This window comes from Cyanobacterium sp. T60_A2020_053 (assembly GCA_015272165.1).
Classification (GTDB): Bacteria; Cyanobacteriota; Cyanobacteriia; order Cyanobacteriales; family Cyanobacteriaceae; genus Cyanobacterium.
This window is the reverse complement of the sequence record JACYMF010000028.1, coordinates 1-18,909: the sequence shown is the minus strand read 5'-3', so window position 1 is coordinate 18,909 and position 18,909 is coordinate 1. Positions and strand designations below refer to the sequence as shown.

At 36.0% G+C, this 18,909-nt stretch carries 19 protein-coding genes; 14 read left to right on the top strand and 5 right to left on the bottom strand.

Features of this window, described 5'->3' with window-relative positions; all coding sequences use genetic code 11:
- Nucleotides 1-21: 21 nt before the first annotated feature.
- From murJ to IGQ45_04370, 3 genes are all read left to right on the top strand, one after another.
- Entirely contained in the window at nucleotides 22-1,614 is a 1,593-nt protein-coding gene (gene murJ, locus IGQ45_04380) for a murein biosynthesis integral membrane protein MurJ (GenBank protein ID MBF2056464.1), read from the top strand.
- Between the two features lie 207 nt (nucleotides 1,615-1,821).
- Entirely contained in the window at nucleotides 1,822-3,051 is a 1,230-nt protein-coding gene (locus IGQ45_04375; GenBank protein ID MBF2056463.1) for a glycosyltransferase family 4 protein, read from the top strand.
- Nucleotides 3,052-3,523: 472 nt separating this feature from the next.
- On the top strand, nucleotides 3,524-6,526 hold the full coding sequence (locus tag IGQ45_04370; protein ID MBF2056462.1) for a peptidase domain-containing ABC transporter: 3,003 nt from the start codon (nucleotides 3,524-3,526) through the stop codon (nucleotides 6,524-6,526).
- Nucleotides 6,527-6,703: 177 nt separating this feature from the next.
- On the opposite strand, the gene IGQ45_04365 is transcribed toward IGQ45_04370, so the two are convergent.
- Both IGQ45_04365 and IGQ45_04360 read right to left on the bottom strand, forming a co-directional pair.
- Nucleotides 6,704-7,570, bottom strand: coding sequence for a lecithin retinol acyltransferase family protein (locus tag IGQ45_04365; protein MBF2056461.1), 867 nt, complete (start codon nucleotides 7,568-7,570; stop codon nucleotides 6,704-6,706).
- Between the two features lie 135 nt (nucleotides 7,571-7,705).
- A complete protein-coding gene (locus IGQ45_04360) occupies nucleotides 7,706-8,053 on the bottom strand; it encodes a hypothetical protein (GenBank protein MBF2056460.1) in 348 nt (115 codons plus the stop codon).
- A 174-nt stretch (nucleotides 8,054-8,227) separates the two neighbouring features.
- On the opposite strand from IGQ45_04360, the gene IGQ45_04355 reads away from it, so the two are divergent.
- The 9 genes from IGQ45_04355 (at nucleotide 8,228) to IGQ45_04315 (ending at nucleotide 11,151) form a co-directional block, all read left to right on the top strand.
- Entirely contained in the window at nucleotides 8,228-8,488 is a 261-nt protein-coding gene (locus tag IGQ45_04355) for a hypothetical protein (GenBank protein ID MBF2056459.1), read from the top strand.
- Nucleotides 8,476-8,895 (top strand): PIN domain-containing protein, encoded by a 420-nt coding sequence (locus IGQ45_04350; GenBank protein MBF2056458.1) that lies wholly within the window; start codon nucleotides 8,476-8,478, stop codon nucleotides 8,893-8,895. Before IGQ45_04355 ends, IGQ45_04350 begins: the two co-directional genes overlap by 13 nt.
- Nucleotides 8,896-9,019: 124 nt before the next feature.
- Nucleotides 9,020-9,247 (top strand): DUF433 domain-containing protein, encoded by a 228-nt coding sequence (locus tag IGQ45_04345; protein MBF2056457.1) that lies wholly within the window; start codon nucleotides 9,020-9,022, stop codon nucleotides 9,245-9,247.
- Nucleotides 9,247-9,579 carry a DUF5615 family PIN-like protein gene (locus tag IGQ45_04340; protein MBF2056456.1) on the top strand — a complete coding sequence of 111 codons (333 nt, stop codon included), beginning with the start codon at nucleotides 9,247-9,249 and terminating at the stop codon, nucleotides 9,577-9,579. Before IGQ45_04345 ends, IGQ45_04340 begins: the two co-directional genes overlap by 1 nt.
- 185 nt (nucleotides 9,580-9,764) lie before the next feature.
- A complete protein-coding gene (locus IGQ45_04335; protein ID MBF2056455.1) occupies nucleotides 9,765-9,962 on the top strand; it encodes a hypothetical protein in 198 nt (65 codons plus the stop codon).
- A gap of 147 nt (nucleotides 9,963-10,109) precedes the next feature.
- Nucleotides 10,110-10,295, top strand: a complete 186-nt coding sequence (locus IGQ45_04330) for a hypothetical protein (GenBank protein MBF2056454.1) — start codon at nucleotides 10,110-10,112, stop codon at nucleotides 10,293-10,295.
- Nucleotides 10,279-10,620, top strand: coding sequence for a type II toxin-antitoxin system PemK/MazF family toxin (locus IGQ45_04325; protein ID MBF2056453.1), 342 nt, complete (start codon nucleotides 10,279-10,281; stop codon nucleotides 10,618-10,620). The genes IGQ45_04330 and IGQ45_04325 overlap by 17 nt, the downstream gene beginning before the upstream one ends.
- Before the next feature lie 73 nt (nucleotides 10,621-10,693).
- Nucleotides 10,694-10,912, top strand: a complete 219-nt coding sequence (locus IGQ45_04320) for a 2-oxoisovalerate dehydrogenase (protein MBF2056452.1) — start codon at nucleotides 10,694-10,696, stop codon at nucleotides 10,910-10,912.
- Nucleotides 10,909-11,151, top strand: a complete 243-nt coding sequence (locus tag IGQ45_04315; protein ID MBF2056451.1) for a type II toxin-antitoxin system HicA family toxin — start codon at nucleotides 10,909-10,911, stop codon at nucleotides 11,149-11,151. Before IGQ45_04320 ends, IGQ45_04315 begins: the two co-directional genes overlap by 4 nt.
- Nucleotides 11,152-11,264: 113 nt before the next feature.
- Here IGQ45_04315 and recQ read toward each other — a convergent pair whose 3' ends face one another.
- The 3 genes from recQ to IGQ45_04300 all read right to left on the bottom strand — a co-directional run bounded on the left by recQ (nucleotide 11,265) and on the right by IGQ45_04300 (nucleotide 14,735).
- Nucleotides 11,265-13,397, bottom strand: coding sequence for a DNA helicase RecQ (gene recQ / locus IGQ45_04310; GenBank protein MBF2056450.1), 2,133 nt, complete (start codon nucleotides 13,395-13,397; stop codon nucleotides 11,265-11,267).
- 440 nt (nucleotides 13,398-13,837) lie between these two features.
- The gene (locus IGQ45_04305; protein ID MBF2056449.1) at nucleotides 13,838-14,431 is read right to left on the bottom strand and encodes a DUF3177 family protein; all 594 of its coding nucleotides are present in this window, start codon (nucleotides 14,429-14,431) and stop codon (nucleotides 13,838-13,840) included.
- 79 nt (nucleotides 14,432-14,510) lie between these two features.
- Nucleotides 14,511-14,735: a Calvin cycle protein CP12 gene (locus tag IGQ45_04300; protein ID MBF2056448.1), complete on the bottom strand. Its 225-nt coding sequence runs from the start codon at nucleotides 14,733-14,735 to the stop codon at nucleotides 14,511-14,513.
- Between the two features lie 343 nt (nucleotides 14,736-15,078).
- On the opposite strand from IGQ45_04300, the gene IGQ45_04295 reads away from it, so the two are divergent.
- Together IGQ45_04295 and IGQ45_04290 are read left to right on the top strand one after the other, a co-directional pair.
- Nucleotides 15,079-16,434: an HlyC/CorC family transporter gene (locus IGQ45_04295; GenBank protein ID MBF2056447.1), complete on the top strand. Its 1,356-nt coding sequence runs from the start codon at nucleotides 15,079-15,081 to the stop codon at nucleotides 16,432-16,434.
- A gap of 333 nt (nucleotides 16,435-16,767) precedes the next feature.
- Nucleotides 16,768-18,774: a mechanosensitive ion channel family protein gene (locus IGQ45_04290; protein ID MBF2056446.1), complete on the top strand. Its 2,007-nt coding sequence runs from the start codon at nucleotides 16,768-16,770 to the stop codon at nucleotides 18,772-18,774.
- Nucleotides 18,775-18,909 lie beyond the last annotated feature (135 nt).

Sequence of the window (18,909 nt, the reverse complement as noted above, 5' to 3'; positions counted from 1 at the left end):
AAAATAATTGGCATAAATAGGGTGAAAAGCGAGAAAAAACGCTCTTTAAGTAGTATCGCTGGAATTGTTGGTATTGCAACCCTCATCAGTAAGGTGGTGGGTTTAGTGCGAGAGCAAATAGTGGCGGCTGCTTTCGGGGTGGGCGCTGTTGCTAATGCCTATGCCTACGCCTATGTTATTCCCGGTTTTCTGCTTATCCTGCTAGGGGGAATTAATGGACCTTTTCACAGCGCCCTTGTCAGTGTTTTGGCAAAACGAGAACAAAAAGATTCAGCGCCCCTCATCGAAACTGTAACTACTCTGGTGACAACTGTATTATTAATTGTTACCATTATCTTAATTATTTATGCTAGTGCGTTTATCGATTTACTAGCACCCGGTTTAGATGCACAGGTGAGAGATATTGCTATCCTTCAATTTAGGGTAATGGCGCCCCTCGCCATTTTTGCAGGATTGGTGGGTATTGGTTTTGGTAGTCTTAACGCTTCTGATCAATATTGGCTACCCAGTTTAAGCCCTCTTTTCTCCAGTTTAACCATTATTCTCGGTGTTGGGGGCTTATATTGGTACTTGGGGAATAGTATTAATGAGCCAGAATACTTGCAATTAGGAGGTTTTATCCTCGCTATCACTACTCTAGCTGGGGGAGTTTGGCAATGGTTAGCACAACAAATCAGTCAAGTGAAATCGGGCATTAGTGGTTTTCGACTGCGGTTTGATTGGGGTAGAGAAGGGGTTAACGACATTATGAAGGTGATGATTCCTGCTACTTTGTCATCGGGAATGTTACATATTAATGTTTATACTGACTTATTTTTTGCTTCCTATTTGGAAAATGCGGCTGCCGCCATGCGTTACGCCAATTTCATTGTTTTAACTCCCGTGGGGATTATTTCTAATGTTATTTTAGTACCGTTTTTGCCAATTTTTTCTCGTTTAACAGCGCCCGAAAATTGGCTAGAATTGAAAGATAAAATTAGACAAGGTTTGGTTTTATCCGCCTTGACAATGTTACCTTTTACTGCTATTTTTTGTGCTTTATCTGAACCGATTGTTAAAATTATTTATCAAAGGGGTGTTTTTCAAAGTGACGCATCGGCAATCGTTTCTCCGGTTTTAGTTGCCTATGGTTTAGGAATGTTTTTCTATTTAGCTAGGGATGTTTTGGTGAGAGTTTTTTATGCTTTAGGAGATGGTCAAACTCCTTTTAAAATTAGTATTTTAAATATTTTTCTCAATGCTGTTTTAGATTATTTTTTAGTAAAATATTTTGCTATTCAAGGTTTAGTTTTTGCTACTATTGGCGTTAATATTTTCTCCATTATAATTATGATTTATGTACTTAATTTACGCCTTAATGGTTTACCTCTTTTACAGTGGACAAAAATTTTTGTTAGTTTGACGGGCGCTAGTATCATCGCTGCTTTTTCTGCTTGGGGTATCAATCAATTAACTTTATCATTATGGGGAAATGCTAATTTTATCTTGCAATTACTCAATCTCGTTTTTGCTAGTGGAGGGGCGCTGGTTATTTTTCTTTTATTCGGTAAGTTGTTAAATTTACCTGAAATAGAAATACTATCTTCTCGCATTTTAAGTAAGATAAAGAGATAACTAAAATAGTTTTGCTTGTAGCGTGGGCATTACCCACCAGATTCAAATTATCAAAAAATAAGGTTTTTTTAACTCATATATATATTAAAATATGAATATTTTTCTCGATAATCTAAGCTAGTTTTAAACTTGTTTTTGCCTTTTGCTCTTTTGATCTTTCTTTTTCGTTTATTATAAGATCATCAATAATCATTAAAAAACTTAATAATGCGCATTCTTATTTACTCTTATAATTATCATCCAGAACCTATAGGTATAGCTCCTTTAATGACAGAATTAGCGGAAGGTTTAGCTACAAAAGGACATGATGTGAGAGTATTGACAGCAATGCCTTGGTATCCAGAAAGTAAAATTTATCCCGAATATCAAGGTAAAATTTATTATCAAGAAACCATCAATAATGTAAAAATTTATCGCTCTTTTGTCTGGGTAACACCCAAGCGTAATTTTCTTAATCGGGCGCTGTTTGAAATTAGTTTTTCTTTCCTCAGTTTTTGGCAGGGTTTAAAATTTTGGTCTCCTGATCTAATCTTACTAACAATACCCGGTTTGCCTGTGATTATTCCCGCTTTTTTACTAAGTAAAATATACCAAGCGCCCCTCATCGTTAACTTACAGGATATACTTCCCGAAGCAGCCGTGCAAGTCGGTTTATTAAGTAATAAAAAATTAATTAAAGTTTTTGAATTTTTAGAAAAATTCTCTTATCGAGTAGCTGATAAAATTACAGTTATTGCTGATGGCTTTACTGATAATTTACTAAAAAAACAAGTTAATACTCAAAAAATTACCAAAATATCTAATTGGGTTAATATAGATTTTATTCAACCAGTAAAAAAAGCTAATAGTTATTTCATTCAAGAAAATAATTTGCAAGGAAAATTCATTGTTTTATATTCTGGTAATATTGCTTTAACTCAACCAGTAGAAATTTTAATCAGTGTAGCTAGTAAATTAAAACATTTAGATGATTTAGTAATTGTCATTGTGGGTAAAGAAGATGCTCTAATCAAATTAGAACAAAAAAGACAACAATTAAACTGCGAAAATGTCTTACTAAAATCATTTCAACCAAGAGAAAAATTACCGCAAATGTTGGGAGCGATTGATATTGGCATGGTAGTTCAAAAAAGTAACGTTATCGATTTTAATTTACCGTCAAAAATACCTGTTTTATTAGCTAGTGGTTGTACTATTATTGGCTCAGTACCTGCCACAGGTACTGCAGCTAAAGCAATTCAAGAAAGTGGTGGAGGGGTTATTGTGCCTCCAGAAGACCCCAGCGCCCTTGCCCGTCAAATTGAATATTTTTACTATAATCGAGAAGAGTTATTATTAATGGGAAAAAAGGGTAGAGAATATGCTGAAAATAATTATTCTTTTCAAACTGCTTTACAAAAATATCATGATTTATTGACTCATTTTGGACTTAATTAGAGTATTTTGAAACAGTTAGTTTCCCACCGTGTAATTAGTTATAAATAGATTCTATCTTCGCAATTTCCCCACCGTGTAATGAATTACACGGAACCAACAGCCCAATCGTTCAATAAATTGAACTAAGATACTCATATTACTAATTTGTAAGTGATCGCGCAGCGGCAGCCTTCGGCTGATCAAGTGGACTTGATATAATTGATTTATCATACTAATAAGAGAGCCATTATTTTCTATTTTTATATATTTCATCAGTAATTTAGCACTGCTATAATTTACTAGCAACAAAAAATTAACCCAAACTTAATGAGAATTTAATCTTTTCATAATCAGCGCCCTTCACCCCATGCTGATATGAAGAAAAAAGATAAAATAATCTGGGGAAAAAAGCGATTAATGTTTACAATTTGACTAAGTATGTTTTACTAATGCAGAAAACTTATTTAATAATTTATTGTTGCAATAATTAATCATGGTCTATACTTTAGGATCGGTGGATGAATTTTTAGCCACTGTCGCCCCTTTTAATCAATTATCAAGCACAACTATTCAAGAGATAGCCCAGTATATCAGCCCCCTAAAATACGAAATGGGGCAAATTATGCTGGTAAAAGACAAAATTCCCCCGTATATTTGTATTATATATGAAGGACAAGCACGATATATCGGTTATGATCCGCGCAGTGGCTCTCCTTCTAGTTTAAAATTACTTAGTAGTGGCGATGTTATCGGTTGGGAAAGTTTAATCAGGGGTTTTGCCTGTGAAACCGCCATCGCTTCCAGTAACTTGGTGGCTTTAACCATCGAAAGAGATACTTTTTTTCAGTTATTAAAAGATAACCCCGCCATGGAGGCATATTATCAACAGCAACCCGGTTTGATGGAAGTTTTTACCACCATCGGTTATCAATTAAGCCTACAAGCAACGGGAGAAGGCAATCTCAAAGAATTGGCGTTGGAAAAATTAACCACTGCGCAAGTATGCCATCTCAAAGCAGGAAAAATTAATAATCTTCCTAATCTCAATGATGGTAAACAATGGTATTTGAGTAGTGGTGACATAGAAGGAAGGGAGACGGGCGCTAAAATAGTAGATGGTGAAAAAATTAGCGCCCTCACCGATATTCGTTTAATTGCTTTAAATATCCCCAATCTGCGCCCTTCACCGCAATCAAATAGTACAGATGATCCTTGGACAGCAGAAGAAACCATTAAAACCGCTACAGCAGAAGTATTAATCGACAATGATAATATACCCATTGCTGATAGCAAAATATTACAAGAGCAACCGAAAACCTTATCAAAAGCATCAAAAATTCCTTTAAAAAATTATCCTTTTTTTAGTGGTAAAAATGAAGCCGAAATCGGCATCGCTTGTATGCGAATGTTAAGTAAATATTTTAACATTCCTTTTCGTAAAGATATTTTAGAACGTATCATTAATGAACAAGTAGAAAAACAAGGAAGATTATCCCTAGAAATTTGTGGAGCAATTACCGAATTATTAGGATTAAACAGTCAATTAACTGAAGTGCCGGCGGGCGCTTTTAGTCGCTTAACAGCGCCCTTCCTCGTTAAACTAGAGGATTCCTTAGTAGTAATTTACGCTATCGATGATAAAACCGTAGTAGTTGCTGATCCGAGTTTAGGAAGAATTAAAGAATATCAAACCCTAGCATTTTTAGAAAGATGGGGACAAAAAGGCAAAGTTTTATTACTGAAAAAAACCAAAGAAACCGCCCAAGAAAAATTTGGTTTAAGCTGGTTTATTCCTTCCTTAATTAAATATAAATGGATGCTAGTGGAAGTTTTTGTTGCTTCCTTTTTTGTGCAACTATTTGCCCTAGCAAATCCCTTAATGATTCAGGTCATTATCGATAAAGTAATCGCTCAAAATAGCCCCGATACTTTGCAAGTTTTAGGAATTTTTCTGGTAGTTTTAGCGGTATTTGAAGCGCTTTTAAGCACTTTGCGCACCTATTCTTTTGTGGATACCACTAACCGCATTGACATGGCGCTGGGTTCAGAAATTATTGACCATCTTTTAAGGCTACCCCTGCGGTACTTTGAAAAGCGCCCTGTGGGAGAGATTTCGACCCGTATCAACGAGTTAGAGAACATTAGGTCATTTTTGACGGGAACAGCGTTAACGGTGGTGCTAGACGCTATTTTCTCGGTGATTTACATTGCCGTAATGTTCATTTATAGCCCGTTATTAACCTTTGTTACCATCGGTGTTATCCCCATTTTTGTCGCCTTAACCCTAATTTTTTCGCCCCTCATTCGCCGTCAGTTGCGCGATAAAGCTGAGAGAAACGCCGATACTCAATCCCATTTAGTGGAAATTATGAACGGTATTCAAACGGTGAAGGCGCAGAATATCGAGTTAAAATCCCGTTGGGAATGGCAGGAAAGATATGCTAATTATGTTGGTACAGGTTTTCGTACGGTAATTACTCAAACATTAGCAGGTTCAGCGAGTAATTTTCTGAATAAATTATCTCAGTTGTTAATCTTGTGGGTGGGCGCTTCGTTGGTGTTACAACAAGAGTTAACGTTAGGGCAGTTAATCGCTTTCCGTATCATTGCTGGATATGTAACCTCACCAATTTTGAGACTGGCTCAATTATGGCAAAATTTCCAACAAACGGCGCTATCATTGGAACGTTTAGCGGATATTGTCGATCATCCAGAGGAAGGGGAGGAAGACCGTAATAATATTCCCATGCCTCTAATTAGCGGTAAACTGAAGTATGAAAATGTTTGTTTTCGCTTTAAACCTAATACACCTTTACAGTTAAATAACGTTAATATTGAGATTCCTGCGGGTACTTTTGTGGGTATTGTGGGGGAGAGTGGCGCTGGTAAAAGTACCTTTACTAAGCTGGTTTCGCGCCTGTATGAGCCTGAATCGGGGCGTATTTTGATTGATGATTATGATGTTAACCGTGTGGAATTATACTCCCTGCGCCGTCAAATTGGGGTTGTACCGCAAGAAAGTTTGTTGTTTGATGGATCGGTTTTGAGTAATATTGCTTTAACTAATCCTGATGCTACCACTGATGAAATTATCGAGGCGGCTAAAGTGGCAGTAGCGCACGATTTCGTCATGGGTTTATCTAGTGGTTATAATACCAGAGTTGGGGAGAGGGGCGCTGGGCTTTCTGGGGGGCAACGGCAAAGAATTGCCATCGCGCGGACGATTTTACAAAATCCTCGCATGTTGGTGCTAGATGAGGCGACAAGCGCCCTTGACTACAACACGGAAGCGCAGGTATGTCAAAATTTAATTAGTGCTTTTGATGATCGCACGGTATTATTTATTACCCATCGTCTCGGTACGATTCAAAATGCTGATATGATCGTGGTGATGGATCAAGGTTCCATTGTGGAAGTTGGTACACACGAGGAGTTAATGAGGTTAGAAGGGCGCTATTTCTATCTTTATCAACAGCAAAAAAGGACTATTAGTTAATACCCTCACCCCCTCTCCCACAGGAGATGTCACCCTCACCCCCAACCCCTCTCCCACAGGAGAGGGGAGAAAAGGTGGAGGGATTTTTTGGTGGGGTGGAGGGCGCTGGGTTTTATCAATAATTAAAAAGTTCAGTTTGTTGAACAAAAAATTCTAAAGTATAATTTTTACTCTAATCTATTGATCTTTTTGAGACATTTTATATATACCAAAAGCGGCTAATCCGCCTAGGGCGATGGGCGCTAGTGCCGCACCAGCAACAATAGCAACAATTCCACCCATTGTACCGCCTATGACACCACCGACAACCGCTCCAGCTGTTGTGCCAACTTGTCCAGCAATTCTGCCATTTTTTCTGGCATCTCGTTCACTTTGAGATAAACTCGTATCATCTTTCAAGGTTTTTTCTATTACCCAATCTGTAGCAAATCCTGTGGCAATACCTGCTACACCAACTGCACCCCCGGCTATTCTACCCGTAGTTGTAGCGATTTTAGGTGCTTGTTTTAAGCCTGTATTAATCAATAATTTTGAGACTGGAGACTTAACCACTGCCTTAGTAACAGCTTGGGTGGTAGCTTTTGTCACTACCCCTTGAGTAACTGTAGTTGTTGCACCTTTGAAAACACTTTTTTGTATTACCCTACTTTGACTTTTGATAATATTAATTCCAGTATTCCTAAAAAATTTAATCTGTTCACTCTGTTTCAATCCAGTTTTACAGTATGTAGCGAAATGTTCACAATTATTAAAAAAGACACAATACTCTTTTTGACCTAAAATTTTCTCAGCCTTTTTTGGGTCTAATAACTCTTTGGCTCTTTTTATCACAGTATCTGAGTCATCTATAGCTCCTTTTTCATAGTATTTTATTTTTACATCACGTCTATTTGAAAATTCGTGCAGTGTAACTATGGCTATTTTTCCGCCTCTATCATATCCCTGAAACTCAATAACATAACCATCACCGCAATCTATGCCATGATGTGTGATGGGATTACCGTTGAACCACATACCTTTGTAAAGATGATCGCCCTTAGCCATGTGTCAAACACTCCATAAATATTAGCTATAACTATACTTTGTAAATCAATTAATTTAGAGTGTGGTTTTTATCTTAAAAAAGAGTAATTTCCATACTTGATAACGAATAAAAAATTAATTTTTATTTTGCTGTAACTACAAACTATCCTCGACAAATTTAATAAGCGTTTGTTTCAAATCTTGAGAAATAAGAGGAAACCCCTCAACCTCTTTGATAATTTCTGACTTGGCTTTTCCTTGTTGTTTCATTTCCGTTATTACCCCTTTGGCAAGATTCTCAAAACCGTATTTTGTGATACCTTCGGATATTTTGGTTAAAAGTAGTAATACACCAATGCCTCCTAACATTCCGAGTGGACCTCCCAAAGTGGCTAAAGCCGTTGTAATAGCAGCTGCCCCTGCATAGCCTGAGAAAAACATCAAAAATAAGAGAATTAATCCGGGTACACCTAAACTTGCTATTTGCGTAATTAATTTATCCATGATTTAATGTGTAATCTGTTCTATTTTATTATCAGGATAAATTTGATCATTTATGCAGAAATCAAAATTTTTATTTATTACACAGCGATATGTGACGCTAGTCTTAATATTTTAAAATGGGGTGGAGGGCGCCCTCCACCGTTACCGAAAATAATATAAATAAAAGAAAAACCGATGACACAAACAATTAATTGGCAACCAGAGAATGAGCTTAATCAAGAGATTATTAAACTATCTCAAAGTTTGGGAAAATCTCCTTCCGCAATTATTGAATCTGCCATGAGAGAATATATACAAAAAAATCAGGAAAAAACTGACATAAAACAAGATTCTTTGATCGGATTATTTGAGGGGAAACCAAATTTATCAACTCAATGTGAGGAAATTTTAACCGAAGAAATTAGCCTAAAATCAGGTTGGACATGGAAAGAATAATACCGATTGCCGATACTGGTTTTATTGTTGCTTTACTTAATAAAAAAGACTCAAGACATACTGAAGTAGTATCTATTTACTTGCAATATTCTACGATCATTGTACCGCAAACAGTTCTAGCAGAAGTGGCTTATTTGGTGGGCAAAGAAAGTGGAATCTTGACAGTGGTGGCTTTTCTCAAAGGTTTAAGCGATAGTCGCTTTAAAATTATTCCTTTAATTGATTTAGATTTAATTCGTGTTGCTCAAATACTAGAGCAATATCATGATAGTCGTATTGATTTTGTTGATGCAAAGGTAATGGCGGTTGCTGAACGTTATGATACCAAAATAGTGTTGACGATAGATTATAGAGATTTTATTATTTTTCGTCCTCAACATTGCTTAAATTTTGAAATCAAGCCATAAAAACAGGAGAGAGAATGAGGGCAATGAGGGCGCTAGTCTAAATATTTTAAAATAGGGGGGAGGGCGCTTTTGTTAAGATAATATCATTAGTCAATAATCTTTTTATTGTGATGAAAAATTAACAATGAATTATAGAAATTACATTACGGTGGAAGCAAACAAAAGAGGTGGCAAACCTTGTGTGCGTGGTTTACGCATTACGGTTTATGAAGTGCTAGAATATCTAGCTTCTGAAATGACGGAGGCAGAAATTCTTGATGATTTTCCTGATCTAACCAGAGAAGATTTAAAGGCTTGTATTGCTTATGCTGCAGATCGTGAACGTCGTTTAATGACTGCCCCATTATCCTGATGAAACTACTTTTTGATGAAAATTTATCACCTAAATTACCACTGCGTCTGAGGGATATTTTCCCCGATTCACTTCATGTTCGAGATGTGGGAATGAAGGCTACAGTTGATTCCATCGTTTGGGATTATGCCAAAGACAATAATTTGATGATTGTCTCGAAAGATTCTGATATGCACGATTTAAGTTTAGTATTTGGTAGTCCACCAAAAGTAATTTGGCTTCGACTCGGTAACTGTTCAACATTACAAGTTGAAAATCTCTTGCGTCGTGAGTTTGAGGCGATTAAATTGTTTTATCAAGATCAAAATTCATCTTTACTTTATCTCTCCTAATTAATATTGTTCATGTTTTAGAGTTCAATTTATTGAACGGAAAATCATTTAGCCGTGAAATTTATTACACGGCGATATATGACGCTAGTCTTAATATTTTAAAATAGGGTGGAGGGCGCACTCCACCGTGAAAATAGTTAAAACTGTTATGATCACAAACAAATCAAGATTAATCAATAAAACTTATGCCCACTGCCAAATTTGAGCAAATTAAGCAAATATTAACGATTCAAGATGATGATTTCTTTCTTTACAACTTAGAGGAAGATGGTAGTTTAAAACTAATTAAAGTTAGTGAATATGAAATTTTAGCAGAGGAAGGATTAAGAGAAGTTTATGAGGATGAACCAGTAGGATTATGGGAGAAATGTCTTGAAAGTTAAGAGGAAATATCATTTTTATAAATTTCCTTTTTTTTGTTGTACAAACTAAACTTTTAAAAATATTAGCTAATATTAAACCTGAACAATTACAAGAAATAAGATTGTTAATTAAAATATAGTAAAAAATATAATAATAGCGTTTTAAATATGACCACAAAATTAACAGAAATTAAAGAAATGATTCTTCAACTTCCACCAGAAGAAATTAATCAATTAATCAGAGAAATTAATGAAACAGTATCAACAACAGATTTTATGAAATTAGCTGAAACAGGATTTGACGAATGGAATGATCCAGAAGAGGACATTTATAATAATGACACCAAAAGTTAGAGAAATTTGGTTAGTTTCGTTTCCTTTTAGTGATTTAAGAGCGATAAAACTTCGTCCTGCTTTAGTTGTTGCTAATCATAAAGAAGAAGTAATTATTTTAGGGATATTCTCAAAAATACCTAATGAAAAATTACGAAAAACTTGGGTTTTAATTTCTGAAAATGATCCTGAATTTCAAGAAACGGGATTGAAAAAAACTTCTTTAATTAGGGCTGATAAAATAGCAACTCTTAGTAAGTTTATTTTTCAAAGAAAGTTGGGTATATTATCTATTGATTTTATGAAAAAGGTTGATTTAGCCCTGAAAACATCTCTAAATTTATAAAGTATTTTAAAATGGGGTGCAGGGCGCCCTCCACCGAAAGAAAAAAGTTATGATAGAAAATAAAAATTATGTTATGAAACCTATCAAAGAAATTATTTTTTTAGTAGAGGAAGCTACAGAAGGTGGTTATATTGCCCAAGCATTAGGAGAGTCAATTTTCACTGAAGCAGAAACTCTTGAACAATTAAAGATAGAGATCAAAGATGCTGTTAATTGTCATTTTATCGATGAAGAAATGCTCCCTCAAATAATTCGTTTACATATTGTTAGAGATGAAGTAATCGCATCGTGAAAATCCCTAGAGATTTATCTAGTACAGACTTAATTAAAGCTCTAAATAAATTGGGATATAAAGTTAGCCATCAAACAGGCAGCCATATTCGCTTAACCACAGGAGAAAATGGAGAACATCATCTTACAATACCTGCCCATAATCCTTTAAAAGTAGGCACATTAAATTCTATATTACGAGACGTTGCTAATCATTTTAATTTAACTAAAAATGAATTAAATAATAAACTTTTTATCTGAACAAATACTATAGTTTTAATATTTTAAAATAGGGTGGAGGGCGCCCTCCAATATCATGATAGTCGTATTGATTTTATTGATGCAACGGTACTGCTACACAAGCCTACGTAACATCAGTTATTCATTAACTTTTTATACCATGAGCGCACTAACTTAATTTCATCAAAACTAAAATCATCACTTAAAGCATCTTTTAAAACTCGTAATTTTTGAGCGCCTAATCTATCAATAACCTTAATAATTTCTTGTTGTTTTTGGGGTGCTACAAACTTATTAATATCGATAGGTTGATTAGTTTCGATTAAATCACAGAGATGACTAATAATACTACTGACAGATAAACCTCTTTTTTGAGCAATTTCAGCAATATTTAACTCTTGTTGATAGAGTCTTAAAGTTTTCATTTGAGTATTATTAGGTAAGGCTTCAGGAAGTTTATGGGTTTCAATAAAACTTCTGATTTCCGAGATAAAAATATCACCATATTTTTCTAGTTTATACTCATTAATACCTGATAATTGAGCTAATTTTGCTTTGTTAGTTGGCTGCACTTGTGCCATAACTTTGAGGGTAGAATCGCCAAAAATTACATAAGGTGCAAGATTTTCTAAATCAGCTAATCTTTTCCGCAAACTTTTTAATGTATCTAATAACATTTCAACTTCCAGCGCCCTCCCCTCTGTTTCTGAGGAATTATCATCAATTTTCAGAGCATTTACAGCGATATAAACTTGTTTTTTCGACTTGAGAACATGCCAACTTTGAGAGTTTAATTTAACAATATTATAACCGTCATCGGTTTGATTAATTAAACCTTGATAAACCAGCGCCCGTGCCAGATTATTCCATTGATCTGCGGTGCGATCTTTTCCTATACCATAAGTTGACAATAAATGATGACCATATTGATAGATTTTTTTTGCCCTTGAACCTCTTAAAACCTCAATAATATGCTTAGTTCCAAACCTCTCATTAGTACGATAAACGCAAGATAAAAACTTTTGAGCTTCAATAGTCCAATCTTCCATGGGCTTAGGGTTTAAGCAATTATCACAACCTTGACAATTACCCTCAATTTTTTCGCCAAAATAACCTAATTGCACGATACGGCGACAATAATTTGTCTCGGCATATTCAACTACTTTTTTAAGTTGACTATAAGCGATTTTTTGTTCTTGAGGACTATCTTTTTGCTTAATTAAATAGTTAATTTTATGTTGATCACTGAGGTTATATAATAGGATACATTTTGCTTTTTCGCCGTCACGCCCTGCCCTTCCCGATTCTTGATAATAGCTTTCGATATTGCGCGGTAAATCATGATGAATAACAAAGCGCACGTCTGGTTTATTGATACCCATACCAAAAGCCACGGTAGCCACCATGATGCGCACGTCATCCCGAATAAATTGTGTTTGATAATCCGAGCGCAATTTATCACTTAACCCGGCGTGGTAGGGTAAGGCAGAAATGTTGTCTCTAACGAGTCTGTCGGCTAAATCTTCGGTAATTTTACGGCTAAAACAATAGACTATACCTGAACCAGAAAAAGAGCGCACAAGGTGCAATAATTGGCGATAGGAGCGTGTTTCTTTTTGGTGTACTTCGTAATGTAAATTAGGACGATTGAAGCTGAAGCGGTGGATTTCGGGGTTATGAAGGTTAAGTTGTTGGAGAATGTCTTGTTGCACTCTGGCGGTGGCGGTGGCGGTGAGGGCGATAATAGGGGCGCTGGGAAAGCGTTTTTTCAGGTGTTTGAGTTGGCGGTATTCTTGGCGAAAATCATGCCCCCATTCGGAAATACAATGGGCTTCATCGATGGCAACGGCACTAATACCTATTTTTTGCTCTATTTCTTTTAAAAAGGGCTGAAAACGTTCACTTACTAGCCTTTCGGGCGCAATATATAGCAGTTTAATTTTTCCGGAGAGAATGGCTTGTTCTCTTTGTCTGACTTGGGTTAAAGTGAGGCTACTATTGAGAAATGTTGCTCCGATACCGTTATCTTCTAGGGCGGTAACTTGATCTTGCATCAAAGAGATGAGAGGGGATATAACTAAGGTAACGCCGGCGGTTAATAGTGCAGGTAGTTGAAAACAAAGGGATTTTCCTCCTCCTGTGGGCATAATGACGAGTAAATCTCTGCGGTGGAGGGCGCTGGTGATAATTTTCTCTTGCCCCGGGCGAAAATTATCATAACCAAAATATTTTTTGAGGGCTTGTTGTAATGTTAAATTACCTGACATCTATCAATTATAATCCCGCTTAACTTGTTACAAATAATAGCAAAAAATTTTCTTATCTTTGGAATTTAAGGCAAATTAACTTTAATACCACTTTAAAAAACCCTGCTTTTCAGAGGAAAGAATAGTAAGTTTTCGTACCAAATTAATCGTATCTGGGCAAGAGGCGCACATCCCCTTGTTACCTCTTGCCTCATAACTCAAAAGTTTAACTGTTGTCTTTTGCCTACCTTTACCTGACGACTTAAAAACAAACTAGCTTATGTCAAGTCCATTTGATCAGCCGAAGGCTGCCGCTGCGCGATCACTTACAAATTAGTAATATCAATATCTTAGTTCAATTTATTGAACGACCGGGCCATTGGTTCCGTGTAATTCATTACACGGTGGGTAAATTGGGAAGGTATAATCTTTTGTAACAGATTACCTGAAGATGATATTATTTATTGTTCAATGGCAATGCGCCCTTGTTTGATGAGACGAAATAATAAGAAATAGATTAAATAAATAGTATAGATAATTAATCCAGACATACCTAAAAACCCTAAAAATCCCGTAGTTGCATCAGGGTGAAACCAAGTTTTATAGTGCCAAGGTGCTTCTAGCCAAGCACGACAGGTTTTCTCTACGGAAGCATCAGCAGAAAAAGAACAACCCAAAAAAGCGCCCGAACTAATTGAGCCTAAAACACCATAAATAGTAGTTGCCCAGCGCCAACTGGTAAGGGCTAAACGGAGGTTATTTTTGGGTAAATCTTGAATTTCATCGTTAATATCCACCCAAAACCAAAGACTAATGGTAATTAATACATGACCGACAAACCAAGCAATATAACCGATTTGCCACACAGGGATAAATAGATAAATGGCTATAGCTAGTAAACTAGCCACACGCCAAAAAATTAATAGTAATCGTTGAATTGAGGGAATTTTAGAATATAAAGCCCAAACTGACAGAATTAATGGGAAAAATAGACAGAATAATAAGAATAACTTATAGTGAGTCCACACCAGCGCCCGTAACAAAGTATCTTCCATAGTCAAAAAAAAATCACACTAACCATAAAAAGAGGTGGGTGTTTCCCACCTCCTGAGAAGGAAAAAACTAACGATAGTATTAGTCGTCATAAATGCGACATTCGGCAGCTTCGGGGTTATCCTCACAATATTGTTGCAAAGAATTTTTTTTCGGTTCTTCTTGTTTTTGGTGAGAAGCCTCAGCTTGTAACTCTTCCACGGCATCCCAAGCGGCGGCACATTCTCCAGAGGTAGCGCCCTCCGTGCTACATACTTCCCTAGCCTGTTTTAGTTCTTCTTGGATTTTTTCTTGGATATTGCTCATAAATTTAAGACCAGATTTTTTTTAATTCTATCTACTAGGTTATAACACAATAGCAAATTTTGAGCGTGAACTACTCTAAGTGAAGGGCAAAGTTGAAAGGGCAATGGATAATTGACAATTGACAATGGACAATGGACAATGGATAATTGACAATGGATAATAGACAATGGATAATTGGCTAAAGTCTTTAATTTATAAGCATTTCTCCTGACACCTGACACCTGAAGCCTGACACCTGACACCTGACTTCACAATAATCTCACAACTCAAATAGGATCGCTATATTTTTAGTTCATCAACAAAGTTGGGTTAAAATAACATTTGTTATTAATATTATATTTCCATGAGTTGGCATTTGATTGGCTTTCGTCTTCTCGCTGTTTTTGTACTAATTGCCATTAATGCTTTTTTTGTGACGGCTGAGTTTGCCATAGTTTCGGTGAGACGCTCACGGGTTAATCATTTAGTATTAGAAGGGGATATTCCTTTTCAAACTGTACAATCTTTACAAAAAAGTTTAGACCGTTTACTTTCTACTACTCAGCTAGGGATTACTCTTTCTAGTTTAGCTTTAGGATGGATTGGGGAGGGCGCTATTGCTCAATCTTTACAATCAATTGTTGTTTCCCTTTCTTTGTCGGCAAGATTGACGGATATTTTCATTCATTCTATTTCTATTCCTCTTTCTTTTATACTTTTGGTTTATTTACAAATCGTTTTGGGGGAGTTATGCCCTAAATCTTTAGCTTTGATTCATGCGGAAAGTTTGGCTCGATTTCTAGCGCCCTCCATCCGAGTAATTGGGATTATTTTTAAGCCTTTCATCGATATTATTAATCAATCCACCCGTTTTTTATTAACTATTATTGGCATCAAATATAATGGACAAGGTTGGTATCAACAAGTTACCCCAGAGGAATTACAGCTAATTATTCGCACGGAAAGGGAATCGTCGGGATTAGAGGCAGAAGAAAGAGAATTATTGAGTAATGTTTTTGAATTTGGCGATGTGGAAGCTATAGAAATTATGACTCCTCGGGTTGACATTGATGCAGTCAATCTGAATGCTACCTATGAGGATTTATTTCAAGAGGTGGCGCTTAGTAATCATTCTCGTTATCCCGTCATCGGGGAATCCCTTGATGATATTCGGGGTTTTATTCATACTAGGGATTGTTTAGCTTTTCTCGCTCAAACTACGGTGGAGGGCGCTGATTCTTCTTTATCTAACAAATTAAATCAATCTATTGAAGATTTAATCAAACCCATCAAGTTTATCTCAGAATCAACTTTATTGAGTGAAATTTTAACCATTATGGAACGTTCACGGTTAAAAATGGTCATCATTGTTGATGAGTATGGTGGCACGTCTGGTTTAGTATCCATGCAAGATTTAATTAACGAAATCCTCGGTTATGAAGAGTCAAACCAAGAAGATCAAGAGTTTTCTGTTAAAGTAATTGATGAGCAAAATTTTCTAGTTTCCGCCCAAATGAATTTGGAGGAGTTAAACGATTTACTCGATTTTGATTTACCCTTGACAGAGGAATACAATACCCTTGCTGGGTTTTTGATTTATCAATGGCAAAAAATTCCTGCTCAAAATGAAGTATTTGGTTTTGATAATCTCGTCTTTACTATTGCCGATATTGATGGTCCGAGATTGAATAAAATTAAAATTACAGTGGTTAATAATTAGGTGGTGCTGACAAAGTATTTTTATGAGGGGAGGTGTCAGGCATCAGGTGTCAGGTATCAGGTTAAAGAATGAAAAATCAAGGTTTTGAAGGGTTATATTTTTAACAAAAACACAAGTGTATTGTGAATAATTAGGGTGTGCTGAATAAATCAAACCCTATATAATACAGTTGTTGCAAAACGTATTAATATCTTAGTTCAATTTATTGAACGTGATGCTGTTGGTTCCGTGTAATGAATTACACGGTGGGTAAATTACGAGGATATGATCTTTTATAATAAATTACCCGAATATGATATTAAACCCGATTTATAAAAATCTTATTTCTACGATATGAACAAAATTATTATCAAATATCTGACCATTTTAACCCTAACGTTTCTATTGGTAGTTAATTTTACTCCCCAAGCGCGCGCCCAACTGCCCTTTTTCAACCTTCCCACTAGCAGTGTGGTAGATTTTCCTGAAACTCCTAATTGGGATTTGAATAAAGCTGAACCTTGTGGTAAATATTGGTGTAGTAATGTTTATTTTTTTGGTAATGCAGACATAATGGAAGAGGAATTAACCGTTGCTTTACCGAGAGAAACAGAAAAAACTTCCGCCGAAATTGCCATCGATGTAGAGCAAAGGGCAAAATTCGTGCAGAATATTTTTGAGGGTATTTTTCAAAATATTACTCAATCAGACTCATTTGAGTTTATCACAGAGCGCAAACCTTTGAAGTTTTGGCAGTTAACGAAGCAGAAACCTCGCCATCCTCTGACTCCCATTGTAGAAGTCGGCACGGAAAATGATCAAACGGTAATTTATGTACCTCGTCAACCTGATTTGGGTTTGGCTTCTCAGGCTATTGTCACAGTGACGGCTATTGATGCTAACGCCAATGCTTCTACTATTGAATTATTAGCCCAGAAGTGGCGCACTGGGGTGCAAGATTCTCTCAGTGATGCCCTTTGGGGGTTAGAAATGAATCATCAACAACCTTTTTTAAGGTTACAAATAGTGGCTTTTGCCGTTATTTTGTTGGTTACACTATTAATTTTAGTGGGTAAAGTGAAAGGGTTTTTCAAAAAAATTAATAAGGTTTTACGACAAGAACTGGACCAAATTAAAAGTACTTTAACCACTGATCCTGAAGCGGAAAAAAAGCAATATAGTCAAGATAATTTAGATAATCAAAAGGGAGAAATTAAAAAACCTACTTCGGGCAAATTTGAACCGATACCAGCGCCCCTCCCCCCACGCATAGAAAAATTTAGAATACTTTTAGCTAAGTTATTTAATGATAGTATTAATACAGGAATTCAAGCTATATCAGATGGTTTACTAATTTCTACTAAAATTTTACCTAAAGTTTATCAAGAAAAACAAAACATCATTAAACAACAATTAAATTTAATTCAACTAATCTTAAGAGTATGTTTTTTAAGTCAAATTATGTTCATTCTCTTAACATTGGGTACGATAGTTACTACTTTTAGAGAAACCCGTTATTTATTTAATCTCTTTTTCTCTCAAGCAATTTTATTACCTCTAATTTGGATTTTAATGGTGTTAACTGATAAATTAGTAGATTTTTGGATTGATTCCGCCCTCAATCACTGGGCAAAGGAAAGACAAGAGTTATTTCCTCATTCCAATCGCCCTACTTTACGGGTTAATACCTACTCTCCTGCTTTACAAGGCGCGACAACTTTCCTCTTTACTGTCATCGGTATTTCCCTAACTTTCACCGTAACAGGTATTAATCCTAGTGTGGTGGCGGGCGCTGGGGCGGCGGCGGTGGTTTTTGCTTTTCTTTCCCGTAATTTATTAGAAGATATGCTTAATGGTGTTTTAATCCTCTTTACCGATCGTTTTGCTGTGGGTGACGTGGTGGAAATTAATGGTTTGGCGGGCGCTGTGGAAACCATGAATCTTTACGCTACCTCTCTGCGCAATTTAGACGGGCAATTAATCGTTATCCCCAATGGTCACATATCAACAGTAATCAATATGACTAAAAATTGGTCAAGGGTGAATTTTACCATCGAGATAGCTTGGAATGAAGACACCCAAAAAGCCATTAATTTAATTGATGAAGTGGCGCAGAAAATGTACGAAGAAGAGGTATGGCAAGAGAAAATTCTCGAACCAGCAGATATTCTTGGTATCGAAAAAGTGTCCCATGATGGTATAATGATCAGACTATTAATTAAAACTTTACCTGCCGAACAATGGACTGTGGCTAGGGAGTTACGCTTTCGAGTGAAGGAAGTATTTGCCAAAGAAAGAATTTCTCTGGGTATTCCTCAGCGCGAAATTTGGCATCATGACTCCTTTTTGACTAATTCATAGCAAATCAGAGTTTTTTCATTAGTTTGATGTGACTTCGACTTTGAAAAAACTCTGAGGTACAAGAGCCTTTATTTAGGGTCTGCTGAATAAATCAAAACTCTTGTCAAATAAAGGTTTAAAGTCTATTCTACATAA